Raw genomic sequence first — 22,933 nt, 5'->3', positions numbered from 1 at the left:
TGCGGGGGCAAGCAGGCTGAGGCATAGCAGGAGCGTAAAAGGGCGAGGGAACAAAGGGCTATATCCTGTCTGTTGTGGCGCAGGAGAATAAGACATTCATGCATTTTTTTGTAGGTTAAAGAGTACGCCAATGGGAAGTGTGAACTGGTTCCAATGGCTGTATCAGGAAGATACAAAACGGCTACGTGGCTACACGGAAATCGGACGGTTTTGTTCTGGGGTGGGCAGGGTTGCATCGTTAGAGTTAGCGGTGCCGGGCTGAATCTGTTTCACAGCGGCGTCGGCGTTCACTTTTTATGCATTGTCTTTGAGTAGTGGCTATGCAGGAGTTGCAGTTTATGGGGACACAGCAGGGCGCGGGAAAATGGCGTCAGCAGGAGTTGGGGCTGGAGGCGGTGGAGACACGGCTGCAGGCCCTGCAGGAGTACCTGGCCGTTTACCGGGCCAGCTTTGCCTCGTCGGGCAGTGCGGATAGCCATGCCCGGGTGCGGGTGCTGCGCCGGGATGTGTCTCGTCTGCGAGCTTGGGGCTGGTACCTGATGGCGTGCCGCGATGGGGCCCGCTGGTTGCCTGTTGTGCAGTGGTTGGCGCGGGTCTTCTCTGTGCTGGTGGTGCCGCAAAAGCATCGTTCCCGGCGCCAGCAGCGCACGCGTACCATGCGGCACCTGTCCAGTTACAGCCTGGTCGAGCGCGCCTATGCGGCCCAGGAAGATGATATTCAGGGGCGCTTGCTGACCTTGCGCCTGGCGCAACGCCAGAACCCCAATGACCTGCGGGCCCGGCAAATCAAGGGGCTTGAGCGTCAGGTCGATGATGTGGTGTTGCTGCGCTTGGCCGGGTTGCCAGAAGCCCGGCAGCTCACGGTGATTTGCCATCTGCTGACGTGGACCATGGCCCTGCGTTACTGCCTGGGCCTGCGGTTGCCGTTGGCCGATGTGGCAGACCGTTAATGCAGGCAATGACGATGTTGTCTCCAGCACTGGATAGTTTGCCGCGGGTTTTTACCCTCTCGGATCTGAAGCAGCTGCAACCGGAGGAATCTGGCGGCGCGCTGGATACCGTGCTGCGCTGGCTTGAAGCCGGAGTGGTCAAGCAGGTGGCGCCGCCGCGCCCGGTATTCTACAAGGTGATACTGGGCGAGCCGCTCACCGATGAAGACCGGTGTCGGGCATTGCTGCGGGCCTTTCCGTCGCTGGTCATGGTGGCGGGGTCGGCATTGTGGCGGCAGGGGTTGAGCCGTCAGCAGGACAGCGTGCTGGAATGCTGCGTGGCAGAAACCGAGCTAAGCTGCCACCTGCCGGATGTGCGCCTGCACTGGCGCCCGCCGGCCTGGTGGTCGGTGATTCGTCGAGCCGGGGGAATGGCCGGCGATTACCACGGTGTGCCGATGCTCAATGCGGAGCTGGTGCTGGCGGATGCGTCTACGTTTGCCGGTGTCTGGATGCCGGATCGCGAATCGGTGGATTGGGATCGTTTGTCCACGGCACGTCTCAGCGAAGCCAGCGACTATCTGCGCGAGCTGCGTCCTCGCTGAGCCTGGTTACCTTGACGGAAACTCCCTGCTGCGATTAAATGAGAACCATTATCATGATAATGGTTTTCTCCCTATGCTGGTTGCCGTTCTGGCCACACTTGCCAGTGTGTTGCTGTTTTACCTGTCGGATCGCCAGCAACGCTGGCTGGATCAACCCCTTCCTGTTTTTAGCCGTTTAATCGCCTTGGCCATGCTGGCCGGGGGGCTGTGGCTGTTATCGCTACAGCTGGGCGTCAGTGTGGGCCTGTTTGTGGGGTTGTGGGTGTTCACGTTGCCAGCCTTGCTGCTGCCGCTGCTGGTCAGCCATTACCGCGATAGCTATCAGCGCCGGGGAGGCAATCGATGAGAGCTTTTTTGGCGTTTTTGCTGAGCCTGCCCTTGTCGGTAATGCTGATGGGATTGGTGGCGGCGGCGGTACCGGTGCCCTGGCAGTCATGGCTGGTATTGCAGTTGTTGGGGGTGACCCTGTTATGGATGCTGCTGGTCGTTCTGGTGGCGCTGCCTGAGCGTACCTGGCTTCCACTGGTGGCGTTGCTGGTAATGAATGGGGTGGCCTGGATGGCGCTGCAAACCACAGCCTTGTATGGGGGTGGCGCATGAAGGGAGGTGGCGCATGAAGGCGGACCGTTTGCGACGTTTTATCGACCTGCATGCCTGGCTGGGCATGGCCAGTGGCCTGGCCCTGTTTGTGGCGTTTTTTGCCGGCGCCCTCAATGTGTTCCATCACGAGCTGCACCACTGGCAGACGCCGCAGGCCACCGAGGCGGCATCGCAAGATGCCATCGATGGGCAGGCGTTGCTTGCCCGTGTTACCCACCAATACCCGGATGCGCGCAAGCGCCTTTTTTTCCTCCCGGAGGAAGACCCGGCGGTAATGTGGTTTCAGTCCAGCGATTCTGGTGCGGAAGAAGGCGGTGCGGGGGAGTGGCTTACCGCCCATGCCACGGATTTCGACGAGGCGGGCAAGTATGTTGAAAAGCCTCGTTCGGCACTGGCGGATTTTATCAACCAGCTGCATTACCAGTTAGCGATTCCCGGTGGCGGCCTGCCCATCAACCTGGGCATGACCTTTATGGGGCTGATCTCGATACTGTACGGCGCTGCCCTGTTCACCGGCCTGGTGATTCATTGGCCGAAACTGCGCAAGGAATTTTTTGCCCTCAAGCATGAGGGCAACATGCGCCGTTACTGGAAGAACATGCACAACCTGATCGGTGTGGTCAGCTTGCCCTTCCACTTGATCATGTCGGTGACCGGCGCCGCCATGGGCGCCTTTACCCTGGTGGCAGTGGTGCTCGGTACCCTGGTGTTTGGCCCGCAGCTGCGCGGGGTTATTGAAGAGGAAACGGCGGTATGGCCCCCGGTGCAAAGCCAGGGAGAAAGCGTTGCCATGGTGCCGATGGCGGATTATCTGTCTGCTGCGGCCGATGCCTTGCCTGAAATGAGCGTGGATTGGGTGGAAATTCGCGGTTATGGCGATGCGGCCGGCTGGGTGGATGTGGCCGGATCTGTGCCCGGATATGTGGGGCATCACGCGCATGTGGTGCTGGACCCTGCGATGGGTGTCTTGAACGTGATCGCTCCGGGGCAGCGCAGCCTGAACTTTGATTCGTTCTCGCCGGTGTACTCCCTGCATTTTGGCGATTACGGCGGGATGCTGGTGAAATGGCTGTACTTCGCCATGGGCTTGCTGGGGGCGTTGTTGTTTGTGTCCGGTAATGTGCTGTGGTGCGAGCGTCGCAGTGATCGCCAGGGGCCAAGCCGTGGATCGGCATTTCTGTTGCGCCTGACCCTTGGGCTTTGTTTCGGCGTTGTGATCGGCGTGGCGTGCAGTTTCCTGGTCAGCAAGGGGCTGCCGTATACGCCCTGGGCTGCCTGGGTGGCCACCGCAGAGCGAGCCATTTGTGGTGTGGTCGTCGTGCTGCTGGTGTTGTGGAGTTTGCGTGCCTCGCCGCTGCGGTTCAGTGGCCTGATGCTTACGGTGGCGCCGTTGTGTTACCTAGCGGTGCCGTTGTTGCAGGTGGTGCTGGAGGGTGGTCACGCTCTTGAAGCCGATAACCTTTTGATCAACGGTCTGTTGCTGCTAGTGGCGTCATCCCTGTGGGTGGTGCGCCGCCAGTTTCGCAAGCGTGTGCGTCTGGCTGAGCCCCATCCGCTCTGGGTGGGCAAGGTGACGCAGGGGCACCCCAAGCACCTTACCGAAACGGAACGGGAAGCGGTGAGCTGATTGCGCGAACCGTGTTGCAGCCGTACAGCGGCATAAAAAACGGCGCCCAGGGGCGCCGTTTTTTATTTGACGTGCCTGCGTCTGGAATCAGAAGCGGTACGTCGCCTGCAGGGCCAGGCCGTGAGCGCTGTTTTCGAAATCGGCGCTGTAGGAAATTGGCGTGCCAGAAAAGGTCTGGCTGACGCTGCCTTTCTCTTCATGGATGTAGGCGTAGGCCGCATCGAATGTCAGGTCTTCAGTGGGGCTCCAGCCAGCGCCCAAGGTGTAGATATCACGATCGCTCACCGGGATGCGGACGGTACGGTCAGCATCGCTGGTGGGGGATTCGTCATGAGCATAGCCTGCACGTAGTACCCATTTCGGGGTCAGCTGGTAGGCGCCGCCAACGGCAAATGCCCAGGTATCTTCCCAGTTCAGTTCTTCAGAGATTGTGCCGAACTGCGGCTGGAACATGGCGTTCAGGCCACTGTTCTCTACGTCAATGCCTTCCAGACGGCTCCAGCGGGTCCAGGTGGCGCCTGCGTACAGTGCCAGTGCGTCGGTGGCCTGGTAGCTGAAAGAGGTGTCAACGGACTCGGGCATGGTGATGTCTAATTTCGCATCATAGCTGCCGTTGATCAGGCCGCCGCCGGAGGCTGCTGGAATGCCAGAGATGGCGGTGTCGCCCTCCAGGGTATATTCCTGCTTAGAGTGGTAGGTGATGCCCCAGTCCAGGGTTTCGGTGAGAGAAAACAGGGCGCCAGCATTAAAGCCAACGGTTTCGTCGTCGCCTTCAATTTCTACTTTGGGGTCTGTGGCAGAACCGAAGGCCACGCCGGGCAGGTTGCTGGTCAGCTCGCCATCAATGCGGCTGAAGGTGGGGCCAAAGCCCACAGAAATACGGTCGTTGAACGCGTAGCTGACGGTGGGTTGAATGGTGACGACTTGAACCATGCTTTTCAGGCCGTTGTAACGACCCTGCCAACCGTCTTCATAATCGCTTTCCACACCGAACGGGGCGTACAGGCCGATACCAGCATGCCATTTGTCATTGAGAGGAGTGACATAGTAAGCAAAGGGCACGGTAGAAAAGGGCACCATGTCGCCATCGTTGGTGCCTGGCAGCGTGCCTTGGGCGTTGCTGATATCAGTGCTGGCATCAATAAAGGCCAGGCCGCCGCTGACTTCGGCGCGGTCCAGGCGGCTCATGCCGGCGGGGTTGCCGTACAGAGTGCTGGCGTTGATGGCGGTAGAGGCGCGGCCTGCGTAGGCAGAGCCGGCGCTGCTGGCGCTCTGTTCGTTCAGAGCCAGGCCATTGGCCATCACCTGGGTGGACGCAGCAGCAATCGCGGCTGCCAGCACGGCTTTGTTTGAATACTTCATGATAACTTTCCCGAGTTATGATTTTGCCGGCGCAAGTTAACATTCAGTCACAAAATATTACAGGCTGTTTATCGTCATAAGTGACCATAAATCGTGCAAAAAGCGACTATTTGCGGGAAACAGGATGTTTATTGACGTGAAGAGGATTCATATATAAAACCAGTGTTTACCTTGCATTGGGGTCCGCTTTCCTCAAGCGCTAATGGCCCGGGGGTCGCCGTCTTTACGTGGCTGTTGCTGCTTTCAGAGGTTCCCTAGACCTTTTCCCCTTTAGATGTCGGCTCACGGGAAAAAATGCCGATGATCGGCGTCCCCTGAGCCCGTAGAACCGGTTCGATATCCCGGTGCAGGGCGTGGTATTGGTAGAACGGCACCCGTGGAAACAGGTGATGGATGGAATGGAGGTTCTGGCCCAGCCAGAACCATTCCAGTGGCTTCATCCAGCGGGGCATGATCAGGCTGTTGGTGTTGCGATAACGCTCGCTCACCTTGTAAGGGTGATGGGGGCGATAGGCAAACCAGTAGGCGGTGAATAGACCGCCGGTGTAATAGCCCAGCAAGAGCACGGCCACGGTGCCGGGCTCGTCTACCATCGCCAGAAAGGCAACCCGCCAGCCCAGTGATACCACCAGCTCAGCGCAATAAATCAGCTTTTCCGTCAACGACGCACTGCCCCAGCTGTGTTGCACAAAAAAGGTATTCTGTACCCACTGGAAACGCAGCCCGGTGGTCAGCAGTCCTAATGGTCCTTTCTGCATCCCGCTGATAATAAAGTCAGGATCCTTGTCCGGCTGGTTGGTATAGCGGTGGTGGGTGAAATGCTCGATGCGGTGCGAGGCGTAGGGGATCGCAATAATGGGCGCCACCAGATAGCCACACAGATCATTGAGCCACTTGCGGCGGTCATTCTGGCCGTGAATATTGCCGTGGGCGGCTTCGTGCAATGGGGTATAAGACATGTAGGTTAGGGCTGCCACCAACACAAAGGCGCTCCAGGCGGGCAGGGTGCCATTGGCAAACAGTGCCAGAGTGGCAATAAAGGCGGCCACCACAGCCGCCGTCAGCACGATTGTTGGCCAGGCGGTTTTCCCCATATAGTGCTTGGCGCAGGCAATGGCCTGCTTGTTCAATGTGGCGGCGTCCATGGTGTTGCCTTTTGTTGGTATCATCAGGGTAAACACTACGTTGACGGCACTGAAACCAGAATAGCTACCGTGGCCAATCGCCCTGCAGAAGTGGCCAGGGTGGACGGGGCGGGCCGACGGAACAGGCAATGCAGCATTCAGACGACACACTCCATCCGGTGGCCATCAGCCAGGTCATGCTCAACTTTGCCCAGCGCAATGGCATCGATCAGCAGATCTGCCTGCTCGGCACGGGCATTTCGGAAACTGAGTTGTCCAGTGGTGAGGGGCTGGTGACGCGGACCCAGGAAATGCGCCTGATCGAAAACCTGATGCTGGCGCTGCCGGAAGCGGGAGTGGGCGGCTTTGAGCTGGGCCTGCAATACAACCTGGCCACCTTCGGCGTGTGGGGGTTTGCCCTGCGTACCTGTAAAACCCTGCGTGAGGCCGTTGCGTTGGGTCTGCGTTACTTGCCGCTAAGCACCGCCTACTGCTGTATTACTGTTTGTGAGGATGGTGAGGCTTTCGGTGTGGTTTTTGACCCGGACCCGATTCCCCCGCACCTGCGCCAGTTTCTTCTTGAGCGCGACATGGCTACCGCTCTCAACCTGGTCAGGGAAATCACTTTTCAAGGGGTGGAATTCAAGGGGGTCGAGTTCACCGGTGAACCGGATGTCAGTGCCTCTGCCATTGAAAGCCTGTGTGGCATCGCTCCTGCCTTTCATGCCAGTGCCAACCGCATTCTGGTCAACCGCGCTGGCGCCGGTCAGCCGTTCCCCGGTTACGATCCGGTACTTACCCGCATGCTCGAACAGCAATGCCAGAAGCGTATGGATACCGTGGAAAACAGCGGCCTTGCCGGCAAGGTTCGGCAGAAACTGCTCGGTGAACTGGGCCTGGGGGCCACTCTCAATGACATGGCCAGCGAGCTGGCCCTCTCCACTCGCAGCCTGCGCCGCAAACTGGAACAGGAGGGCGCCAGTTACCGGGATCTGGTCGAAGAAGAACGTCGCCAACTGGCGCTGCAATTACTGAACACCACTACCATGAAGATCGAGGAATTGGCGGCCCATTTGGGATACACCGATGCCGGAGGCTTCGTGCGTGCCTTCCGTCGTTGGCAGGGATGTTCGCCCAGCGCGTATCGAGAGAAGGCGTAGGATGTCCCGCGGATTTTTTGTGACCCATAAAAAAGGGCCTCCCACATTTGGAAGGCCCTTTTTAGATGGCACGCCCGAGAGGATTCGAACCTCTGACCTTTGCCTCCGGAGGGCAACGCTCTATCCAGCTGAGCTACGGGCGCAAAACTTGAAGAACTTGGGGTTCAACGGGCGCGAATGATAGCGGGTTGCGGCGGTCTCGTCCATGGATTGGGTGCATCCTGTGTCGGGATCGCTATAATCGGCGCGCCGGGAGCGCCTTCCGGTATCCGAGTATAAGCAGACTGTCTCTTTGCGGGTTTCCGACAGCGCTGTTTTCCTGACGAGCCCGTGCCTGCTTTCGGTAACTGTGCCGTGGCGGGCAAGTGTGTTGGAGAAACAGCATGAATCTGTACTGGGTGGTATTGCTGCTGGCGGTCATCGTGGAGATCGCCTGGGCCATGAGTCTCAAGTGGATCCAGATTAACCCCGGGGTGCTGTCAATCGGCTCCTCGTTGGTGCTTACCGGTTTGAACATGTTGATGCTGTCTTATGCCATGCGCGGCATTCCCGTGGGTACGGCCTATGCGATCTGGACAGGCCTTGGCGCAGTGGGCATCACGCTGCTGGGGATCGTTTTTTTCAAGGATCCGGCCAATGCCTCGCGACTGGCCTTTATGGCGCTGATTGTGGTGGGTGTCATTGGTCTGAAGCTGACCAGCGGGCCAGCCTGAGCGTTGCGCCAGCGGCATGGCAGGCGATGAAGCATTGGACGTGCCCCCGGTTTTGGTGTCGAATCGTTCGTTTGGGCATTTTACAATCTTTTCCCGCTAATCCGTTGGTAGATCGGTACCCTTTGCGGGCAGATGTCGGCCTGCAACAGATGGAGTTTAACCGTGCGCATTGCTTATCTCGAAGATGACATGGCTCAGGCAGAGCTGGTCACTCACTGGCTCAAAGAGGCTGGCCATAATTGTATCCACATGGCCAGCGGACGTGAATTCATGTCCCTGTTACGGCGCGACACCTTCGATATTCTGGTGCTCGACTGGGAAGTGCCGGACATGAATGGCTACGCCGTGCTGGAAGAAGTACGTGCCAGTGGTAACCGCACCCCGGTGTTGTTTGCGACCCAGCGTGATGATGAATCATCGATTGTTGGCGCGCTCTCCCAGGGGGCGGATGACTACATGGTGAAACCGACCAAGCAAGCGGAATTGCTGGCCCGTATCAGCGCTCTCGGGCGCCGGGCAGGGGTATCGGAAATGGATGAAGAAACAGCCCTGAGTGTGGGCCCCTGGACCGTGGATCGGTCCCGACGTCAGATCCTGCTGGATGAAGACGCGATTAAACTGACAGACAAGGATTACGAGCTGGCCTGCTATCTGTTCCAGAACGTGGGCAAGCTGATGAGCCGAGCGCACCTGTTGGAGAAGGTTTGGGGTATCATGACGCCGATCGAATCGCGCACGGTTGACGTGCATATCAGCCGGATTCGACGTAGCCTTCATATTCGCCCTGAACGGGGTTACCGAATCAAAACGGTGTACCAGCACGGTTATCGTCTGGAGCCGATCGAAGAATAAAATCATGAACAGGTTCTGAGGACACATCTATGAGGGTCTGGTTGAGCACGGCTATGATGCTGTGCCTGCTATCAACGGCCTGGGCCGGGGATGACTGGCATTACACCTTGCGCCCTGGCGATTCTCTCTGGAAAGTCTGTCAACAGTTTGCCCAGTCGCCGCAAACCTGCTGGGGCGAACTGGCTCGCCATAACGGGCTCGACAACCCTCACTCCCTGCGTCCCGGTAATACCCTGAAGGTGCCGATTAGCTGGCTTAAAGAAAAACCCATTCCGGCCACTGTGGATGCGATTACCGGTGAGGTAATGCTGTATCCGGCCAGGGGAGGGGAGCCCCGTCAGCTGCAAAACGGTGATGCGGTGGCGTTTGGCGACGCCCTGGAAACAGCCGCAAAAAGCAGCGCCCGGCTGCGTTTTGCTGACCAGTCGGAAGTCTACATCAAGCCCGCCAGCCTGCTGGTGGTGACTCGCTATCGTCGCTTCCTGGATCAGCAGAACGAACGCACCGAGCTGCGTTTGCAGCGCGGCAATATCCGTAACAGCGTCAGCCCCCGGCAAAGCGATGAAGCCTCTTTCGAAGTCTATACGCCGGGCGCGGTGGCGGCGGTCCGTGGCACGGAGTATTACCTGGGTGTGGATGGCGCCGAGACCACTCGAAACGAAGTGATTGAAGGGCGTGTGGATGTGGGTGCCCGCGGCACCGACCGCCAGATCAACGGTGGCTACGCCACGCTGGCCCGCCTGGATGAACCGCCCATTGAGCCGGTGGCGTTGCTGCCGGCGCCGGCCGTGGAGGTCAGCCCGTCGCACACCGGGGTGGTGGCCGTATGGCCCACCCAGGCCAAAGCCCGCTCTTACCTGCTGGAGCTCTATCGCCAACCCGCCGGCCGCCTGCTCGACCAGGACCATCTGAGCACCGGCCACTGGCAAAAAGACCTGCCTGTCGGTGACTACCGGTTGCTGGTGCGGGCGGTGGATGAAAATGGTCTGCGTGGTGACGAGCACTGGCAGGCATTCAGTGTGACGCCCGCTCCGCCGCCTGAACCTGTACCGGAGCCCGCCCCGGAAAAGGAATCGCACTGGGATCTGTGGGCCTTCGTGGGCGCGGCGGCTTTGCTGCTGGCACTATAATCCATGCGCAACCGTCTGAGCCCGGATCAGCGTCGTTATCTGGCAGAGCATGTATCGGTGCTGTGCCTGGTGGTGGGGCTGTGTGCGCTGCTGACAATCAGTGGTGCGCTCTCCTTTGTCGACCGCTATATCTACGACAACCTGCTGCAAACGCTGCCGGATGATCCCTCCCAGGATGTGGTCATTGTCGGCATTGATGAATACAGCCTGCGCGAAATCGGCCGTTGGCCCTGGGACCGCAAAGTGCATGCCCAGCTGATTGATCGGCTCACTGATATGGGCGCCCGCGCGGTGCTCATGGACCTGATTCTGTCCGAACCAGACCGCAATAACCCGGATTCCGACCTGGCTCTGGTACAGGCCATGGCGGCCAACGGGCATGTTTACCTGCCCGTGCATGTGGAGCAATTGCGTGCTGGCGGGCAGTTGATCGAAGTGTTGCCTTATTCTCCCTTTGCCCGTGCTGCCGCGGGGCTGGGCCATGTGGATCTGGAGCTGGATACCGACGGCGTGGCCCGCTCGGTGTATATGCGCTCGGGGATTGGTCAGGCCTGGTGGCCGCACATTACCCAGACGTTGCTGGTGCAGGAGGGCATCCTGTCCGAACAGATCTTCCCGGCGGACAAGGGAGAGGAGTTTTCCGGGCTGGCTAATGTGCGCCGCTACCACCGTTATATTCCCTTTGTCAGCGGCCCGAATAGTTACCCGCAAGTCTCCGCCGTCGAGCTGCTGGAAAACCTGATTCCCGAACAACTGATACGCGACAAGATCGTGTTGATCGGTGCCACCGCCGCCGGCCTGGGCGATATGTTGCCCACCCCCATGGCCAGCAAGGGTGAGTTGATGGCCGGTGTTGAAATCAATGCGAACCTGCTGGATGCCCTGCGTGCGGACCGGCTGGTGCGTGACCTGTCCATGCCCAGCGCGTTGGTGCTGGGGGTGGTGCTGGCGTTGCTGGCGCCCTTGCTGTTGCCCTATGTGCTGCCGCGCTGGAGCATGCCGCTGGTGTTTGCCGTGCTGTTGCTGTGCATGCTGGTGAGCATGGCCACGCTGATTTCCCTGCGTTTGTGGTTTCCGCCGTCCGCCGCCATGGCGTCCGCGATCATGGCCTATCCTCTATGGACCTGGCGGCGCCTGGAATACTCCCTGTCCTATATGCGTAATGCGCTGGAGCGGTTGTCGGAATACAGCGACCTGAACCAGCGCCTGACGCAGCCGTCCTCGCTGGCACAAATGGGGCGCATGCTGGATCAGGTGTTGCCGGTGCGTTCCTGGCGACTGCTGGGGGGAGAGAAGCCCCTGCGTGGCGGTGACAGCCTGCCGGCGGCAACGTGGAAAGGGGCGTTGGCCCGCCAGTACCGGTTCCGTCAGGATGGTCGTCGCTATGAGCTGGATCTGGTCTGGGATCAGGCTCTGCATGCAGATACCTACGATTACTGGGTGCGGGCCATGTTGGTCCGTATCCGTACCCGGGCGCCCAACGTGGGGCCGCGCTATGAGGTGCTGGAAAAACACATCGAACGGCTGCGCCGGGAAGAGGAGCGCCAGGAAGCACTGACCCGTTTCTTCCAGGTAACACTGGCGCAAATTCGCGAAGGGGTGGTGATCGCCGATGCCTGCGGGGTGATTGTCTACGCGAACCCCCAGGCTGCGTTCCTGCTGGGCCTGGAAATGGGGGCGCTGGATACGGGGCAGCCCATGGTGACAGAACTGGACCGGGAGCTGGAACTGCGCGAGCACAGCTGGGATGACCTGCTGTGCCGGACCCTCGGCGAGGGCCGCACCCAGGTGGAGTGCCGTAACCGCCAGGGCACGGACCTGTATCTGGACATGCTGCTGGTGCATGCCGGCGATAACCCGGGGCGGATGATGATCATTTCCTTCAAGGACATCAGCGATGTGAAGCAGGCCATGCGGGCCCGTTCCGAAATGCTGGATTTTCTCTCCCACGACCTGCGCTCGCCCATGGTGTCGGTGCTGGCGCTCACGGAAAAAATGCGTCAGAGCGGCGACCACGAGGGCTTGCCGCTCTTCCTCGATAATGTGGAGCACTATGCCCAGCGCAACCTGAATATTGCCGAGCAATTCCTGCAGCTGGCCCGGGTGGAAGCGGTGGAATCCGTGGAAATGAACGAGCAGGACATGCTCGATGTGGTCGAAAGTGCCATCGATCAGGTACAGATTCAGGCTCACCAGCGTGATATCACCTTGCGGTTTGAGTACGACCCGGACCAGGAAGTTTGGGTGCTGGGTAACAATGAGCTGCTGGAGCGGCTGGTTGTGAATTTGCTGACCAATGCGGTGAAGTACAGCCATGAGGGCAGCTCCGTTGATGTCAGCCTGTATGCGCAGGGCAACCAGGTGGGCTGTGAGGTCCGAGATCGCGGGGTCGGGATTCCGCCGGAATTTCAGGAGCGACTATTCGATCGTTTCAGCCGGGCCAGTACCAGCGGTGGCGCCCGTACCCGTGGGGCGGGCATGGGGCTGCGTTTCGTCAAGGTGGTCACCGAGCGCCATGGCGGGGAGGTTCGGGTTCGCAGTGTGGTGAACGAGGGGAGCCGTTTTACCCTGTTGCTGCCGCGTATTGAGCTGGCTTGACACTGGGTGAAAACGGGCCCGCCGTGCGGGGGCTTCCGGCTTTAGGTGCTCTGGAATGGGTGGATTCAGCGCCGGGCATGCGCGGTTAAGCCTTCGGCGTAACATCAAGCGTTTTGTCCCTACGGCCTGAGCGGGTATAATCGCCAGCCGCAGCGCCCACAAGAGGCCGTTAAGGGCTTCCCGCGGCGAATCACAGAGAATTAGAGGTGTAATCGTGAAAAAGATGCTGACTGCCAGCCTGGTACTGGTCGCTACCCTGTTTGCCGCCGGGAGCGTGGCTGCCAAGAGCACCAAGGAAATCTCTCCCTACCCGTTGGGCGAGCGTTCTGTATTCAGTGATCGCGCCATCGAAGAGCGTATCAAGCCGGTGGGTTCTGTGTGTGTGGAAGGCGACGAATGTGGTAGCGCTGCCGCCCCGGCCGAAGAAGTGGCCAGTGGTCCCCGTTCCGGTGAGCAGGTCTACAACGCCTCCTGTGCGGCCTGTCATGGCACTGGCGCTGCCGGTGCCCCGAAAGTGGGTGATGCCGCCTCCTGGGCACCGCACATCGCCAAAGGCGAAGCGACCATGCTGAAGAACGCTATCAACGGCATCAACGCCATGCCCCCTAAAGGCATGTGCATGAACTGCTCTGATGACGAACTCAAGGCCGCCATCGAGTACATGGTCAGCAAGAGCCAATAATCTTGTCGCGACCCTGTTGGTTTTTACCCGGACTCTTGCTGTCAGCACTGGTGCTGGCAGCCTGCTCCGACGACAGCGCCCCGGACACGACGGCTACCGACAAGGCAGCGGCGCGTGACGGGGCGCAGTTGTATAAGCAGTACTGTGTGACCTGTCACGGCTCCGGTGCGCTGGGCGCGCCTGGTGTCGGCAAGGAGCATCGCCTTTACTGGTCACACGAGGTTGAAGAAGAAGGTTTCGATACCCTGGTGCAGGAAGCGATCAATGGCATCAACTCGATGCCTCCTCGCGGTGGCTGTTTCGATTGCAGTGACGAGGAAATTCGCAGCACGGTGATTTACATGCTGCTAAAAAGTGGGGCGAAATAGCTCCACTTTTTAGCATTATCCATTTGTAAGAAAGCCATTCTTGTTGTCGTAAAAGTCTTACCTTCCCCCTAAGAGATAACTTACATAAACGCCTGTGCCTTGCTGTTAGTCTGCGCGCTCGATTCTATAAAGAAGCGTAGGGTTAAAAGCGGGGGATCGCATGGCTGTGTCACGTTCGGGTATCTGGGGTTGGGTGCAAGCTCTTTTTTGTCTGTTGTTAGTGCTTCCTGTGTCGGTACAGGGAAATCAGGAGGCGGCAAAACAATGGCTTGTGGGGCAAATACAGCCCGATGGCAGTCTGGATTCCCCTGCCTCCAAAGCCATCACTTTTCAGGCCACCACGGAAGCCACAATCAACCTGCTTGATGCGGATCAGAGTCTTGCCGGTGTTTTGAGTGGTGTGACCAGCTATCTTGCCAGCGTCGATGCAGACCACAGTGCGGAGAACCTGTCCCGTAGTATTCGGACGGCTTACGCGCTGGGCCAGGAGTTTGGTGAGGCACAGGACGAATTGCTTAAGCGCCAAATAGCCGGTTCCGGATTTGGGGCATTTCCCGGCTATGACCCAGACCCATTAAGCACAGCCTACGCACTGGAAACACTATCCTTGTTGGGCATTACTCAGGAGCCTGCTGCCTATGCGCTGCAATATCTGATCAATGCCCAGAATGATGATGGCAGTTGGGCATTGGCTGGCGATGTGGGGCGAGTCCAGACTACGGCTCTGGCTATGCATGCGCTTTGGCAGTATCGCCATGTCTATGATGTGAAGTCTCCTCTGCAGGCGGCCGAGGATTTCTTGCTGGCCCAGCAAGGGGGGCAACTCTGGGGAGATACTGAAAGCTCTGCATTGGCGTTGTATGCACTGGTGTCGCGGGCAGTTGACCGGACTTCCCTCCAGCAGGCACTGGATGCGCTTCAGAACAGGCAGAACCCAGGTGGGGATTTCGAGCAGGATGTGTATGTTACGGCTCTGGCCCTGCGTGTCCTGTCAGCAGCATCCCGTCCCGCTGCAGACATAACAAGTCTTACCGGCACACTCGTAGATGCTCAGAGCGGCCAGCCTCTTGCTGGTGTTGAAATTGCTCTTGCCGGGCCTGAATCCCGTCAGCTTGTCACCGATGCAGAAGGCGGATTTTTTTCCAATCGACTGACGCCAGGACATTACCAGCTCTCCATGAGCAAGGGCGGGTACAGCACCCTGGTGCTCAACACGGTCCTGCAAACCGGTGACAAACGTGATGTCGGCACGTTGGCGCTTAATATCCAGAAAACTGATCCGGATACCGGCGAGCCCCTGCAAACCGGCATTGTCCGCGGCACCCTCACGGATCGGGATAGCGGGGCTCCGTTAGCGCAGGCAACGGTAACGTTGGCTGGCACAGGCCTGTCCTCTGGCACGGCGACTGATGGCTCCTACCTGTTCAGTGAAGTGCCGGCGGGACCGCTTAGCATTGTCGCTTCTGCGCAAGGCTATGAGTCAGTAACCGGTAATGCGGAAATGGCGGTTGGCCAAACCTTGCTGTTTTCCCCCGCATTGAAGGCGGCGGTGCCGGAGGGTGTGAGTGTTTTTGGCACCATCAGCAGCACTCATCAGGGAGCATCGATTGGCGGTGCAATGGTTAGCGCGGAAGTGCAGGGTGTTGCCAAATCGGTCACTACGGATGCACAGGGTCAATATCGTCTGGAGGACTTGCCTGCAGGTGACCTGACATTGGGGGTGTCGGCAGCAGGTTTTGAGAGTGTATCTGCTGAAGCAGAGGTATCTGACGGGGCCAGCGTGGAGTTTTCCCCGCTGCTTGCCCCCACTGGCGATGCAGCACAACAGCAGCCGGGTGGATTCCAGGGGGTTGTCATTGACGCGATTACCGGCCGCGGGATTATGGAGGCACAAGTCTCTGTCGATTACCTGGATGGTTCTGCACCGGTAACAGTTACTACCGACAGTGATGGGTATTTTCAGCTCAGGGAGCTCTTGGCGGCTGAGGTAGAACTTACCATTACTGCTTCTGGCTATAGTGCCATTGGCAGCACTGCACGCGTTGAGGCGGGTGTTATCAATGACCTGGGGGGGCTGGAGCTGGTACCACTGGATAGCGCGGTGAACAGTATCAGCGGCAAGGTAGTGGATGTGCGTACTCAGAATCCGTTGCAGGGGGTTCTGGTTAAGGCCAAGGTTTCATCTTCGGCAGTGGCCGGGGAGGCTATGACGGATTCCTCTGGTCGTTTTGAGGTGAAAGGTCTGTCTCTGGGCGAATACACGCTCGAATTTTCACAAGTTGAGTATCAGCCCCTGTCATTCCCTGTTGTCATCGCAACGGGTGGTGATCTTGATCTGGGTGAAGTCCGTCTCCGCCAACCGGGGATCGATGCCTTGTTGCCCGATCTTGCAGTGCAAAGCACCCAGTCTGGAGATCTGCTGTCTGACCCGGATACCTTCGAAGTGTCGGGTGCGCTTGATGTTGTGATTATTAACCGCGGGAATGCTGATCTAACACAGCCTTTCGCTGTGCGGGTGTTCAGCGATGCAGACCGTGATGGTGCGTTTAGTCCGGACCATGATCCGGTACTTGGCGAAACCGCCGTTGAGCAAATACTGGAGGTAGATACCACTCAGCGTATCAGTGTCCAGGTTCAGGGTGATTTGCCGTTCCGTGATGCGCCTTTAAATATCCTGCTTGATGCGGGCGAGGCTATTTCCGAGCTATCGGAAACCAACAATACGGAAAGCACGGCTGGTGAGTGTGCCAGTAATCAGAAGCCCTACCTGGATCTGGCCTTGTGCCTCGACTCTTCCGGTAGCGTCAGTTATTCGGAATTTCAACTGCAGCTGGAAGGGACAGCCCAGGCTATCGAGAACCCGGATATTGTTCCCCGTGACGGGTCAATGCGGTTGTCGTTACTGCAATTCAGCAGTAGCGATTATCTTGAAATCGATCCGACGGTGATCGAAGAAGATAACGTGACTAGCTTGGCTGATGCGATTCGTGGTGTCAGAAAACGCGGAGGCGGGACGTCGATTCATAGTTGCATCGATGGGGCGACAGAGGTCATCGGTAATGCGAATCCACCTACTGCATTGCAGGTGATTGATGTATCAACGGATGGTCAGTCTAGCCAATCAGCTGCCGTTGCTGCGTCTGAACAGGCTCGGGCTGCAGGTATTGATGTCATCAATTCTATTGGTGTTGGTGGTGGGGCAAATGAAACGCTTCTCAGCAGTATTGTCTTCCCCAAGCCGGCGGGAGGAGAGCGTGGTTTTGTCCTCATGGTGGATAGCTATGAGGAATACATCGAAGGTATTTCCTCGAAAGTTGCAAAAGAAACAAAGATTCCTGATTTGACTCTTGGTGCCCTTCAGTTCGTGGACAACGGCGTGGGAGAGCTGGCCTCAGTTACCATGGTTATCGGTAATGCGGGATCTGCCGACATTTCAGAAGATATCCATATCACGCTGTTTGATGGACACCCTGACACCGGTGCAGAAATTGGTGAGTTGGTTGTTAGTGGCGGAGTTGAAAGTGGCGATCACAAAAATGCGGTAATGGACGATGTTGATCCCGACCAGCTGCAGGGTGTCACTCTTTATGCCCGTGCTGCTATCGAGGGCCAGGTGGCAGAATGCAATAACACCAATAATCTCACTCAGAAGAAAGTGGCCGCACGCAGAGGGTCGCTCACGCTGACGCTGTCAGATAGCCTGTTAGCTCCAACCGAAGCGCTGAATTTGGACTCCCTGGTGACCAATACCGGCGGGGTGGAAGCAGACTATTCAGTACAACATAGCATTCTCGATAGTAGCGGCGCCCTGGTTGCAAACCTTGGTAGTAAACCTCTGCCTGCTTTGCCATCCGGTGAGCAGCGTTTGCTGGGCGTGGTCTGGAATAGTGGGGTGACACTGGCAGGTGATTATCAGGCTATTGCCGAACTGTATAGCCAGAGTGGAGAGCGGCTTGACTTGCAGGCGGTGCCCTTCTCAATCCGGGAAGGTGGAGATGTGTCTGCCCCCGTTGCGACGGTGGGTGTGGGCACTGATAAAGCCAGTTATTACCTCGGTGACAAGGCTGTCATTGAGAATACCCTGCTCAATAGCAGTAGTAGCACACTGATACAGCCTGCCAACTATCGCCTGGTTGTCAGTGACGAGAGCGGCGACGTGTTGCTCAATAAAGAATATGTGTTGGCCGGTCTGGCGGTTGGCCAGGTTATGCAGCTCTACGAAAACCTGTCTCTGGAAGGTGTGGCCGCCGGCAACTATGAAGCGGTAGGCACCTTGACTGACGATGATGGGGATGTGCTGGCCAGTGACAGGCAGGCATTCACCGTCAGCATCAGCTCAATCAGAGCCGTGGAAGGTGAGGTCCAGGCCCGCGCTGCTAGCGTGTACCAGGGTGATCCGCAAACCTGTGATTTCACGCTCCGTAACATCAGCAGCGAGGCGATACAGAACCTGACAGTGATCAACACCCGACTGGATGTGGATAACCAGGCGGAGCTGCATCGCGATACACGAACAGTGAGTTTGCAGCCGGGTGAGACAACCACTTTCTCGGATGTGTTTGGTACGGCAGGCTTTAATCTGACTCGCCATGCCTGCGCCCTGCAGGTGGAAGAAAATGGTGAGCAGCGGGATGTGGACACTGCGATCTTCCAAATGGTGGAGCCACCGATTTCTCTGGAGGCCACGCTCTCCCTGTCAGGGAAACCGAGATTGTTGGTGCTGACGGACAAACAGCAAGATACCTGTACCGCTGTGGACTGGCTGACTTTGCGTGCAGAATTCCCCAAACCGCTATCAGCGAGCACCCTGGTAAGCGTGAAAGCGTTGAATTCCCTCTTCTTCACCCTTGATCTGGAGGCATCGACACCCCAAGCCTTTACCGACTTGCTGGACAACAATATCGGCACCGATGTGAATGTGGCGGTGACCAGCCTCAGCCGGGAGGCCGTTGAGGTACGGGTATCCGGCTCGGCGCTGCTAGGAGGCAAACACAATATCGTTGCCAAGTACCCCATATTCCTTTTCCTGCAAGGAAAGTTGGAAACTGGCCTGACAGGGTTCAAATGCGGTTATTTCCCGGCACTTGGCCAGCGTCTGGGCGACTTCGAAGTCGTGGATATCGAGGTCGAGGAAAGGGAAAGTGGGTCGTCTGTACATGAACAGTCGGAAATACCCTCACTGGCACAGCAGCAACAATGGCTGGATGCCTTCCTGATTGAAAATGGCTACAGCTACACCTTGGTGGATTCACTGGGTGGTTTCCGTGATGCCTTGTTATCAGGAAATTATCAGCAATATCTCTTGCTGGCAGACCGGGTGCCGTTGGGGCACTGGACCGCCAAGCAATTGCGAGAAGCCGTCAATCGGGGCGATGGGCTGGTGTATGCCGCCGGTGACAGGCCGCGGACTCTGCCCCTGTACCAGAGCTTGGGAATCCATCCACACGAGAGTCTGCTTGGCAACTATCTGTTCAGTCTGCTGGGCTGGGATGGTCACCGGGCGGATGGCGTGGAATTTATGCAATCCCCGCTCTCCGAGCCGGCCTATTTGCCACTGACTCTGGATCGCCGATTGCCGCACATACATCACCATAAAGCCGATGTTGCCGCTTCGTATCAGGGGGTCAGTGATCACTCTCTCCAGTGCCTGGCCTATTCCGGTCAGCACGATGCTGTCACCCATCGTGAGTATGGCGAAGGGCGGGCAGTGTATGTGGGTTACGATCTGCTGGCCGAAGCGGTAGCCGAAAGCGGTAGTGATCACCATGCCGGGTTGTTGTCGCGGGCACTGGAGCACACCACAGCAGAAAATCTGATAAATCGGCCGGGCGCAGTGTTCCCCGTCACTCTGTCGTTGCAAAACACGGGGCCTGCTGTCGACGTCCAGGCGGATATAGCCATGTCCCTGGGGGGAGAAGTGCTTAACACCTTGCCTGCTACACAGAATAGTTCGTTGTCGTGGCAGTTGCCTTTGGCCGAAGCCGAGCAGCGTAATCTACACGCCTGGCTCGCTCCGAATTTCTCGCAGGGCTCGGCCACATTAAGCGCCGAAGTCACCGCCAGCCTTGGTAGCGGTGCCTCGCTAACGCTATCGGAAATGCTGCCACTGCAGGAAGGGCCGGATACCCAGACCCTGGGGGAAGTGACTCAAGCCGTACAGGCGGCCTACGGTCAGTCCCTGCTGGATCTGAAATTGAAGAAAGCGGCGCTTCTGCTGGAAATGGCGATGGTGGCCAATAGTCATGGGCATGAAGCCCTGGCCATCAAGAAAGCCCTGAAAGCCACATCGGCCCTGGCAGGCTCAAGTCACCCGGATGCGCCATTGCTACGCGAAAATCTGGATTGGGCAATTTGGGCCTTGAATCGGTAATTGGGGCGAGAGGGTTATGAACGGAACAAGAATCGAGGCTAAGTGTATGTTACGGGGGAATGGACTCATGGAGCATAGGGAAAAGGTGCATAACGTAGGCGCGCCAGCCATGGAGAAAATCCGTGAGTCCGGCCGATTTGCCCGCACCGTTGCGATGGCGGCAGTGCTGTTGTTGCTCAACGGGGTGATCTGGCCATCCTGGGCAGTCGCACTGGAAGTAGAGCGGCAGAAGGACATTGCCGAGCAGGCCCGCTGGGAAGCGAAGAACCAACATCTGGATCAGGTGCTAAAGCATGTTCGTGACAGAGTCCGTGACCGTAAGGCGCTGATTGACCAGCGTTTGGCCAAGGAAGGGGGTATGCTGGATAACATGCTTTCGGCCATAGGGCTGAGCCAGCTGACGCTGGAAGGCGTTGATGACCTGAGCTGGTTGGCTGGGCGGGCCGAGCATCTGCATCAGCAGGCGCTGAAAGAATTTGATGCCACCGGCAAGCGGCTGCGGGAGAAGCAGTTGCCAGAGAAAATTCAGCAGCGGCACGCCGAGGCTCGTCAACAATACCGGGAACGTTACCAGACCATGCAAGTTCGGATGGCGGCCATGCTGGAAGCAGAGAGTCTGCAGGAGCAGCAGGACGCAGCGGCGTCGCTGAAAGAGTGGATGGACAGCTTCACCCTGGAAAAGCCCCGTGACCCTTTTGACCCGAACAACTTGCCATGGGGCACCCCGGACCCGAACCTGACACCGGAGCCGTCCACCACCGCCAGAGAATTAAGCGCCAGGAATGCGCTTCCCCTATTCGAACGTGGCGTGCAACTGGCCAGTAACGTCATTACCCCTGACATGCTCGGACAACCCGGAGGCCCCACGGAAGAGGACCTGGCCGCCACCCTGGATGCCCAGCTCACCGATGCCGTCCGTGCGAAGGCGGAGGCGCTGGATCACGACCCAGTGGCAATCTACCAGTGGGTTCGCAATAATATCGAGTTTATTCCCAGCCATGGTTCCATCCAGGGCGCGGATTACACCCTGCAACACGGTAAGGGCAATGCCTACGACACAGCCAGCTTGCTGGTTGCCTTGCTCCGTGCCGCCAACATCCCTGCCCGCTACACGTTCGGTACCGTACAAATGCCTGCCGATCAGGTGATGAACTGGGTAGGCAACGTCAATACGCCGCAAGCCGCCAGCGATCTTCTGGGGCAGGGCGGTATCCCCAATGTTGGCATGGTCAGCGGAGGGGAAATCACCCACATCAACCTGGAGCATGTGTGGGTGGAGGCCTGGATCGACTATCACCCCAGCCGTGGTGCCAAGCATAGCGTGGGCGATAGCTGGGTGCCCATGGATGCCAGCTTCAAGCAATACGAGTACACCGAGGGCATGGCCCTGGAAGAGCAGGTGCCCTTCGATGCTCAAGGTCTGGCCCAGACCATTGAGCAGGAAAGCACCATCAATGAAGAAGAGGGCTGGGTGCAGGGCGTGCCCCAGCAGGCTATGGAAGATGCCTTTGCCGATTATCGCACCCAACTGGAGGCCTTTCTGGAAAACCAAGCCCCTGACGCCACAGTAGGGGAAGTGCTGGGCACTCAGAACATCAAGACAGTGATCCACCAGCAGCTGGCCGCCGGGCTTCCTTATCAATTGCTGACACGCAAGCTGGTAGCGTCCGAGTTATCTGATAGCCTGCGCTGGAAATTCCGTTACCAGCTCTATACTAACCAGTTCGGTCGGCAGGGCAGCGAATTAATCAGTATCCAGCAGCCCACCGTAGCCCTGGCCGGCCGCAAACTCGCCCTGTCCTTCAAACCGGCCACCCCGGAAGATGAGGAGGCCCTGGCCAGTTATCTGCCAGAGCCGGATGAAAACGGCGAGGTCGACCCCAACGATATTCCCGATACTCTACCGGGCTACCTGATCGATCTAACTGGTGAGTTCACCATTGGCAATGAGGTAGTAGCCACAGCGACCACCAATACCGCCATGGGCTCCGAGCTACAATCCGAAATGGGCTATTGGCAGCCCAACCAGAGGTGGCGAACCAGTCAGAACGAAGCCGTTGCCGGCGAATACAGAGCCCTGGCGCTGAATCTGCAAGGCATCAGTCAGAGTCAGGCCCAAGATCTGCAAACCGATCTGGAAAGCACCCGGCAAAAACTGGAGGCAGAAGACTTTGCGGGCCTGACCAAGCAGCAGGTAGTCGGTGATCTGCTCTATAGCACCATCCTCAGTTATTTCGCCCTGAATGACATGCAGGACAAGATTAGCGAAAAGCAGGCCCACAGTGTGGGTTACCGTGCCCCCAGCTATGGCCTGTTCAAAACCAGCCTGTCTCCGGTCTACTTCTACGGTATCCCTCGCAACGTCAAAGCCACCGGTCTGACTATGGACGTGGATCGCTTCGCGGGAACGCGCGTCGATAAAGATGGCAATGTGGAACGCAGGTTGGCGTTCAACCGTGCTCGTGGTGCCCGGCTATCGGCCATGGAGCACCTGGTGCCAGAGCAAATGTACAGCACGGAAGATGCCCCAGCACACGGTATCAGTGCGGTGAAAGCCATCCAGCTTGCTGCTGCTGAAGGGCAGAAAATTTGGACGATTACCCAGGGGAACCTGGATCAGGCGCTGGCCAGTATCGAGTTGTCCGATGAGGTAGAAACCGATATCCGTAACTCGGTATATGCGGGCAAGGAAGTGACAGCCCATGAGAGGCCGGTGAATTTCTTTGGGAGTCAGTCCTCCGGGTATATTGTTCTGGATCCTTATAGTGGGGCTGGGGCTTATTTGATTGAGGGTGGGGAGAATGGTTCTAATA

At 58.1% G+C, this 22,933-nt stretch carries 16 protein-coding genes and 1 tRNA gene; 14 read left to right on the top strand and 3 right to left on the bottom strand.

Annotated elements, in window-relative coordinates; genetic code table 11:
- The first annotated feature begins 338 nt into the window (after window positions 1-338).
- The 5 genes from A3730_RS04070 (at window position 339) to A3730_RS04050 (ending at window position 3,761) form a co-directional block, all read left to right on the top strand.
- A complete protein-coding gene (locus tag A3730_RS04070; protein ID WP_063520843.1) occupies window positions 339-950 on the top strand; it encodes a hypothetical protein in 612 nt (203 codons plus the stop codon).
- Window positions 950-1,534 (top strand): hypothetical protein, encoded by a 585-nt coding sequence (locus A3730_RS04065; RefSeq protein ID WP_063537532.1) that lies wholly within the window; start codon window positions 950-952, stop codon window positions 1,532-1,534. The genes A3730_RS04070 and A3730_RS04065 overlap by 1 nt, the downstream gene beginning before the upstream one ends.
- A 73-nt stretch (window positions 1,535-1,607) precedes the next feature.
- Window positions 1,608-1,880: a hypothetical protein gene (locus A3730_RS04060; RefSeq protein WP_063521479.1), complete on the top strand. Its 273-nt coding sequence runs from the start codon at window positions 1,608-1,610 to the stop codon at window positions 1,878-1,880.
- Window positions 1,877-2,134, top strand: a complete 258-nt coding sequence (locus A3730_RS04055) for a hypothetical protein (RefSeq protein WP_063537530.1) — start codon at window positions 1,877-1,879, stop codon at window positions 2,132-2,134. The genes A3730_RS04060 and A3730_RS04055 overlap by 4 nt, the downstream gene beginning before the upstream one ends.
- Before the next feature lie 13 nt (window positions 2,135-2,147).
- Window positions 2,148-3,761 carry a PepSY domain-containing protein gene (locus tag A3730_RS04050; protein ID WP_063537528.1) on the top strand — a complete coding sequence of 538 codons (1,614 nt, stop codon included), beginning with the start codon at window positions 2,148-2,150 and terminating at the stop codon, window positions 3,759-3,761.
- 87 nt (window positions 3,762-3,848) lie between these two features.
- On the opposite strand, the gene A3730_RS04045 is transcribed toward A3730_RS04050, so the two are convergent.
- Together A3730_RS04045 and A3730_RS04040 are read right to left on the bottom strand one after the other, a co-directional pair.
- Window positions 3,849-5,123, bottom strand: a complete 1,275-nt coding sequence (locus A3730_RS04045; RefSeq protein ID WP_063519829.1) for an OmpP1/FadL family transporter — start codon at window positions 5,121-5,123, stop codon at window positions 3,849-3,851.
- 254 nt (window positions 5,124-5,377) lie between these two features.
- On the bottom strand, window positions 5,378-6,268 hold the full coding sequence (locus A3730_RS04040; RefSeq protein ID WP_063519830.1) for a fatty acid desaturase: 891 nt from the start codon (window positions 6,266-6,268) through the stop codon (window positions 5,378-5,380).
- 128 nt (window positions 6,269-6,396) lie between these two features.
- On the opposite strand from A3730_RS04040, the gene A3730_RS04035 reads away from it, so the two are divergent.
- A complete protein-coding gene (locus tag A3730_RS04035) occupies window positions 6,397-7,407 on the top strand; it encodes an AraC family transcriptional regulator (protein ID WP_063519831.1) in 1,011 nt (336 codons plus the stop codon).
- A gap of 66 nt (window positions 7,408-7,473) precedes the next feature.
- On the opposite strand, the gene A3730_RS04030 is transcribed toward A3730_RS04035, so the two are convergent.
- Window positions 7,474-7,550, bottom strand: a tRNA-Arg gene (locus A3730_RS04030).
- Window positions 7,551-7,790: 240 nt separating this feature from the next.
- On the opposite strand from A3730_RS04030, the gene A3730_RS04025 reads away from it, so the two are divergent.
- The 8 genes from A3730_RS04025 to A3730_RS03990 form a co-directional block, all read left to right on the top strand.
- Entirely contained in the window at window positions 7,791-8,120 is a 330-nt protein-coding gene (locus A3730_RS04025; protein ID WP_007150444.1) for a multidrug efflux SMR transporter, read from the top strand.
- A 162-nt stretch (window positions 8,121-8,282) separates the two neighbouring features.
- Entirely contained in the window at window positions 8,283-8,972 is a 690-nt protein-coding gene (locus tag A3730_RS04020; protein WP_007148755.1) for a response regulator transcription factor, read from the top strand.
- A gap of 41 nt (window positions 8,973-9,013) precedes the next feature.
- On the top strand, window positions 9,014-10,102 hold the full coding sequence (locus tag A3730_RS04015) for a FecR domain-containing protein (RefSeq protein WP_231883839.1): 1,089 nt from the start codon (window positions 9,014-9,016) through the stop codon (window positions 10,100-10,102).
- A 3-nt stretch (window positions 10,103-10,105) separates the two neighbouring features.
- On the top strand, window positions 10,106-12,700 hold the full coding sequence (locus A3730_RS04010) for a CHASE2 domain-containing protein (RefSeq protein WP_063519230.1): 2,595 nt from the start codon (window positions 10,106-10,108) through the stop codon (window positions 12,698-12,700).
- A gap of 223 nt (window positions 12,701-12,923) precedes the next feature.
- Window positions 12,924-13,382 carry a cytochrome c5 family protein gene (locus A3730_RS04005; RefSeq protein ID WP_063519229.1) on the top strand — a complete coding sequence of 153 codons (459 nt, stop codon included), beginning with the start codon at window positions 12,924-12,926 and terminating at the stop codon, window positions 13,380-13,382.
- Window positions 13,383-13,384: 2 nt separating this feature from the next.
- The gene (locus A3730_RS04000; protein WP_231880510.1) at window positions 13,385-13,750 is read left to right on the top strand and encodes a cytochrome c5 family protein; all 366 of its coding nucleotides are present in this window, start codon (window positions 13,385-13,387) and stop codon (window positions 13,748-13,750) included.
- A 160-nt stretch (window positions 13,751-13,910) separates the two neighbouring features.
- Complete coding sequence (locus tag A3730_RS03995) at window positions 13,911-20,120, top strand: carboxypeptidase regulatory-like domain-containing protein (protein ID WP_082872243.1); 6,210 nt, start codon at window positions 13,911-13,913, stop codon at window positions 20,118-20,120.
- Between the two features lie 67 nt (window positions 20,121-20,187).
- Window positions 20,188-22,933, top strand: a 2,746-nt coding sequence (locus A3730_RS03990; protein WP_231883838.1) for a transglutaminase family protein, incomplete at its 3' end; no start/stop codon positions are given.

It is taken from the genome of Alcanivorax sp. HI0044, assembly GCF_001634945.1.
The sequence above is the reverse complement of the archived record's forward strand: the minus strand, read 5'-3'. Positions and strand labels throughout refer to the sequence as shown.

Coding starts and splice junctions, on each gene's coding strand:
- A3730_RS04070 (WP_063520843.1), top strand. CDS start 339: ATGGGGACACAGCAGGGCGCGGGAAAATGGCGTCAGCAGGAGTTGGGG.
- A3730_RS04065 (WP_063537532.1), top strand. CDS start 950: ATGCAGGCAATGACGATGTTGTCTCCAGCACTGGATAGTTTGCCGCGG.
- A3730_RS04060 (WP_063521479.1), top strand. CDS start 1,608: ATGCTGGTTGCCGTTCTGGCCACACTTGCCAGTGTGTTGCTGTTTTAC.
- A3730_RS04055 (WP_063537530.1), top strand. CDS start 1,877: ATGAGAGCTTTTTTGGCGTTTTTGCTGAGCCTGCCCTTGTCGGTAATG.
- A3730_RS04050 (WP_063537528.1), top strand. CDS start 2,148: ATGAAGGCGGACCGTTTGCGACGTTTTATCGACCTGCATGCCTGGCTG.
- A3730_RS04045 (WP_063519829.1), bottom strand. CDS start 5,123: ATGAAGTATTCAAACAAAGCCGTGCTGGCAGCCGCGATTGCTGCTGCG.
- A3730_RS04040 (WP_063519830.1), bottom strand. CDS start 6,268: ATGGACGCCGCCACATTGAACAAGCAGGCCATTGCCTGCGCCAAGCAC.
- A3730_RS04035 (WP_063519831.1), top strand. CDS start 6,397: ATGCAGCATTCAGACGACACACTCCATCCGGTGGCCATCAGCCAGGTC.
- A3730_RS04025 (WP_007150444.1), top strand. CDS start 7,791: ATGAATCTGTACTGGGTGGTATTGCTGCTGGCGGTCATCGTGGAGATC.
- A3730_RS04010 (WP_063519230.1), top strand. CDS start 10,106: ATGCGCAACCGTCTGAGCCCGGATCAGCGTCGTTATCTGGCAGAGCAT.
- A3730_RS04005 (WP_063519229.1), top strand. CDS start 12,924: ATGCTGACTGCCAGCCTGGTACTGGTCGCTACCCTGTTTGCCGCCGGG.
- A3730_RS03995 (WP_082872243.1), top strand. CDS start 13,911: ATGGCTGTGTCACGTTCGGGTATCTGGGGTTGGGTGCAAGCTCTTTTT.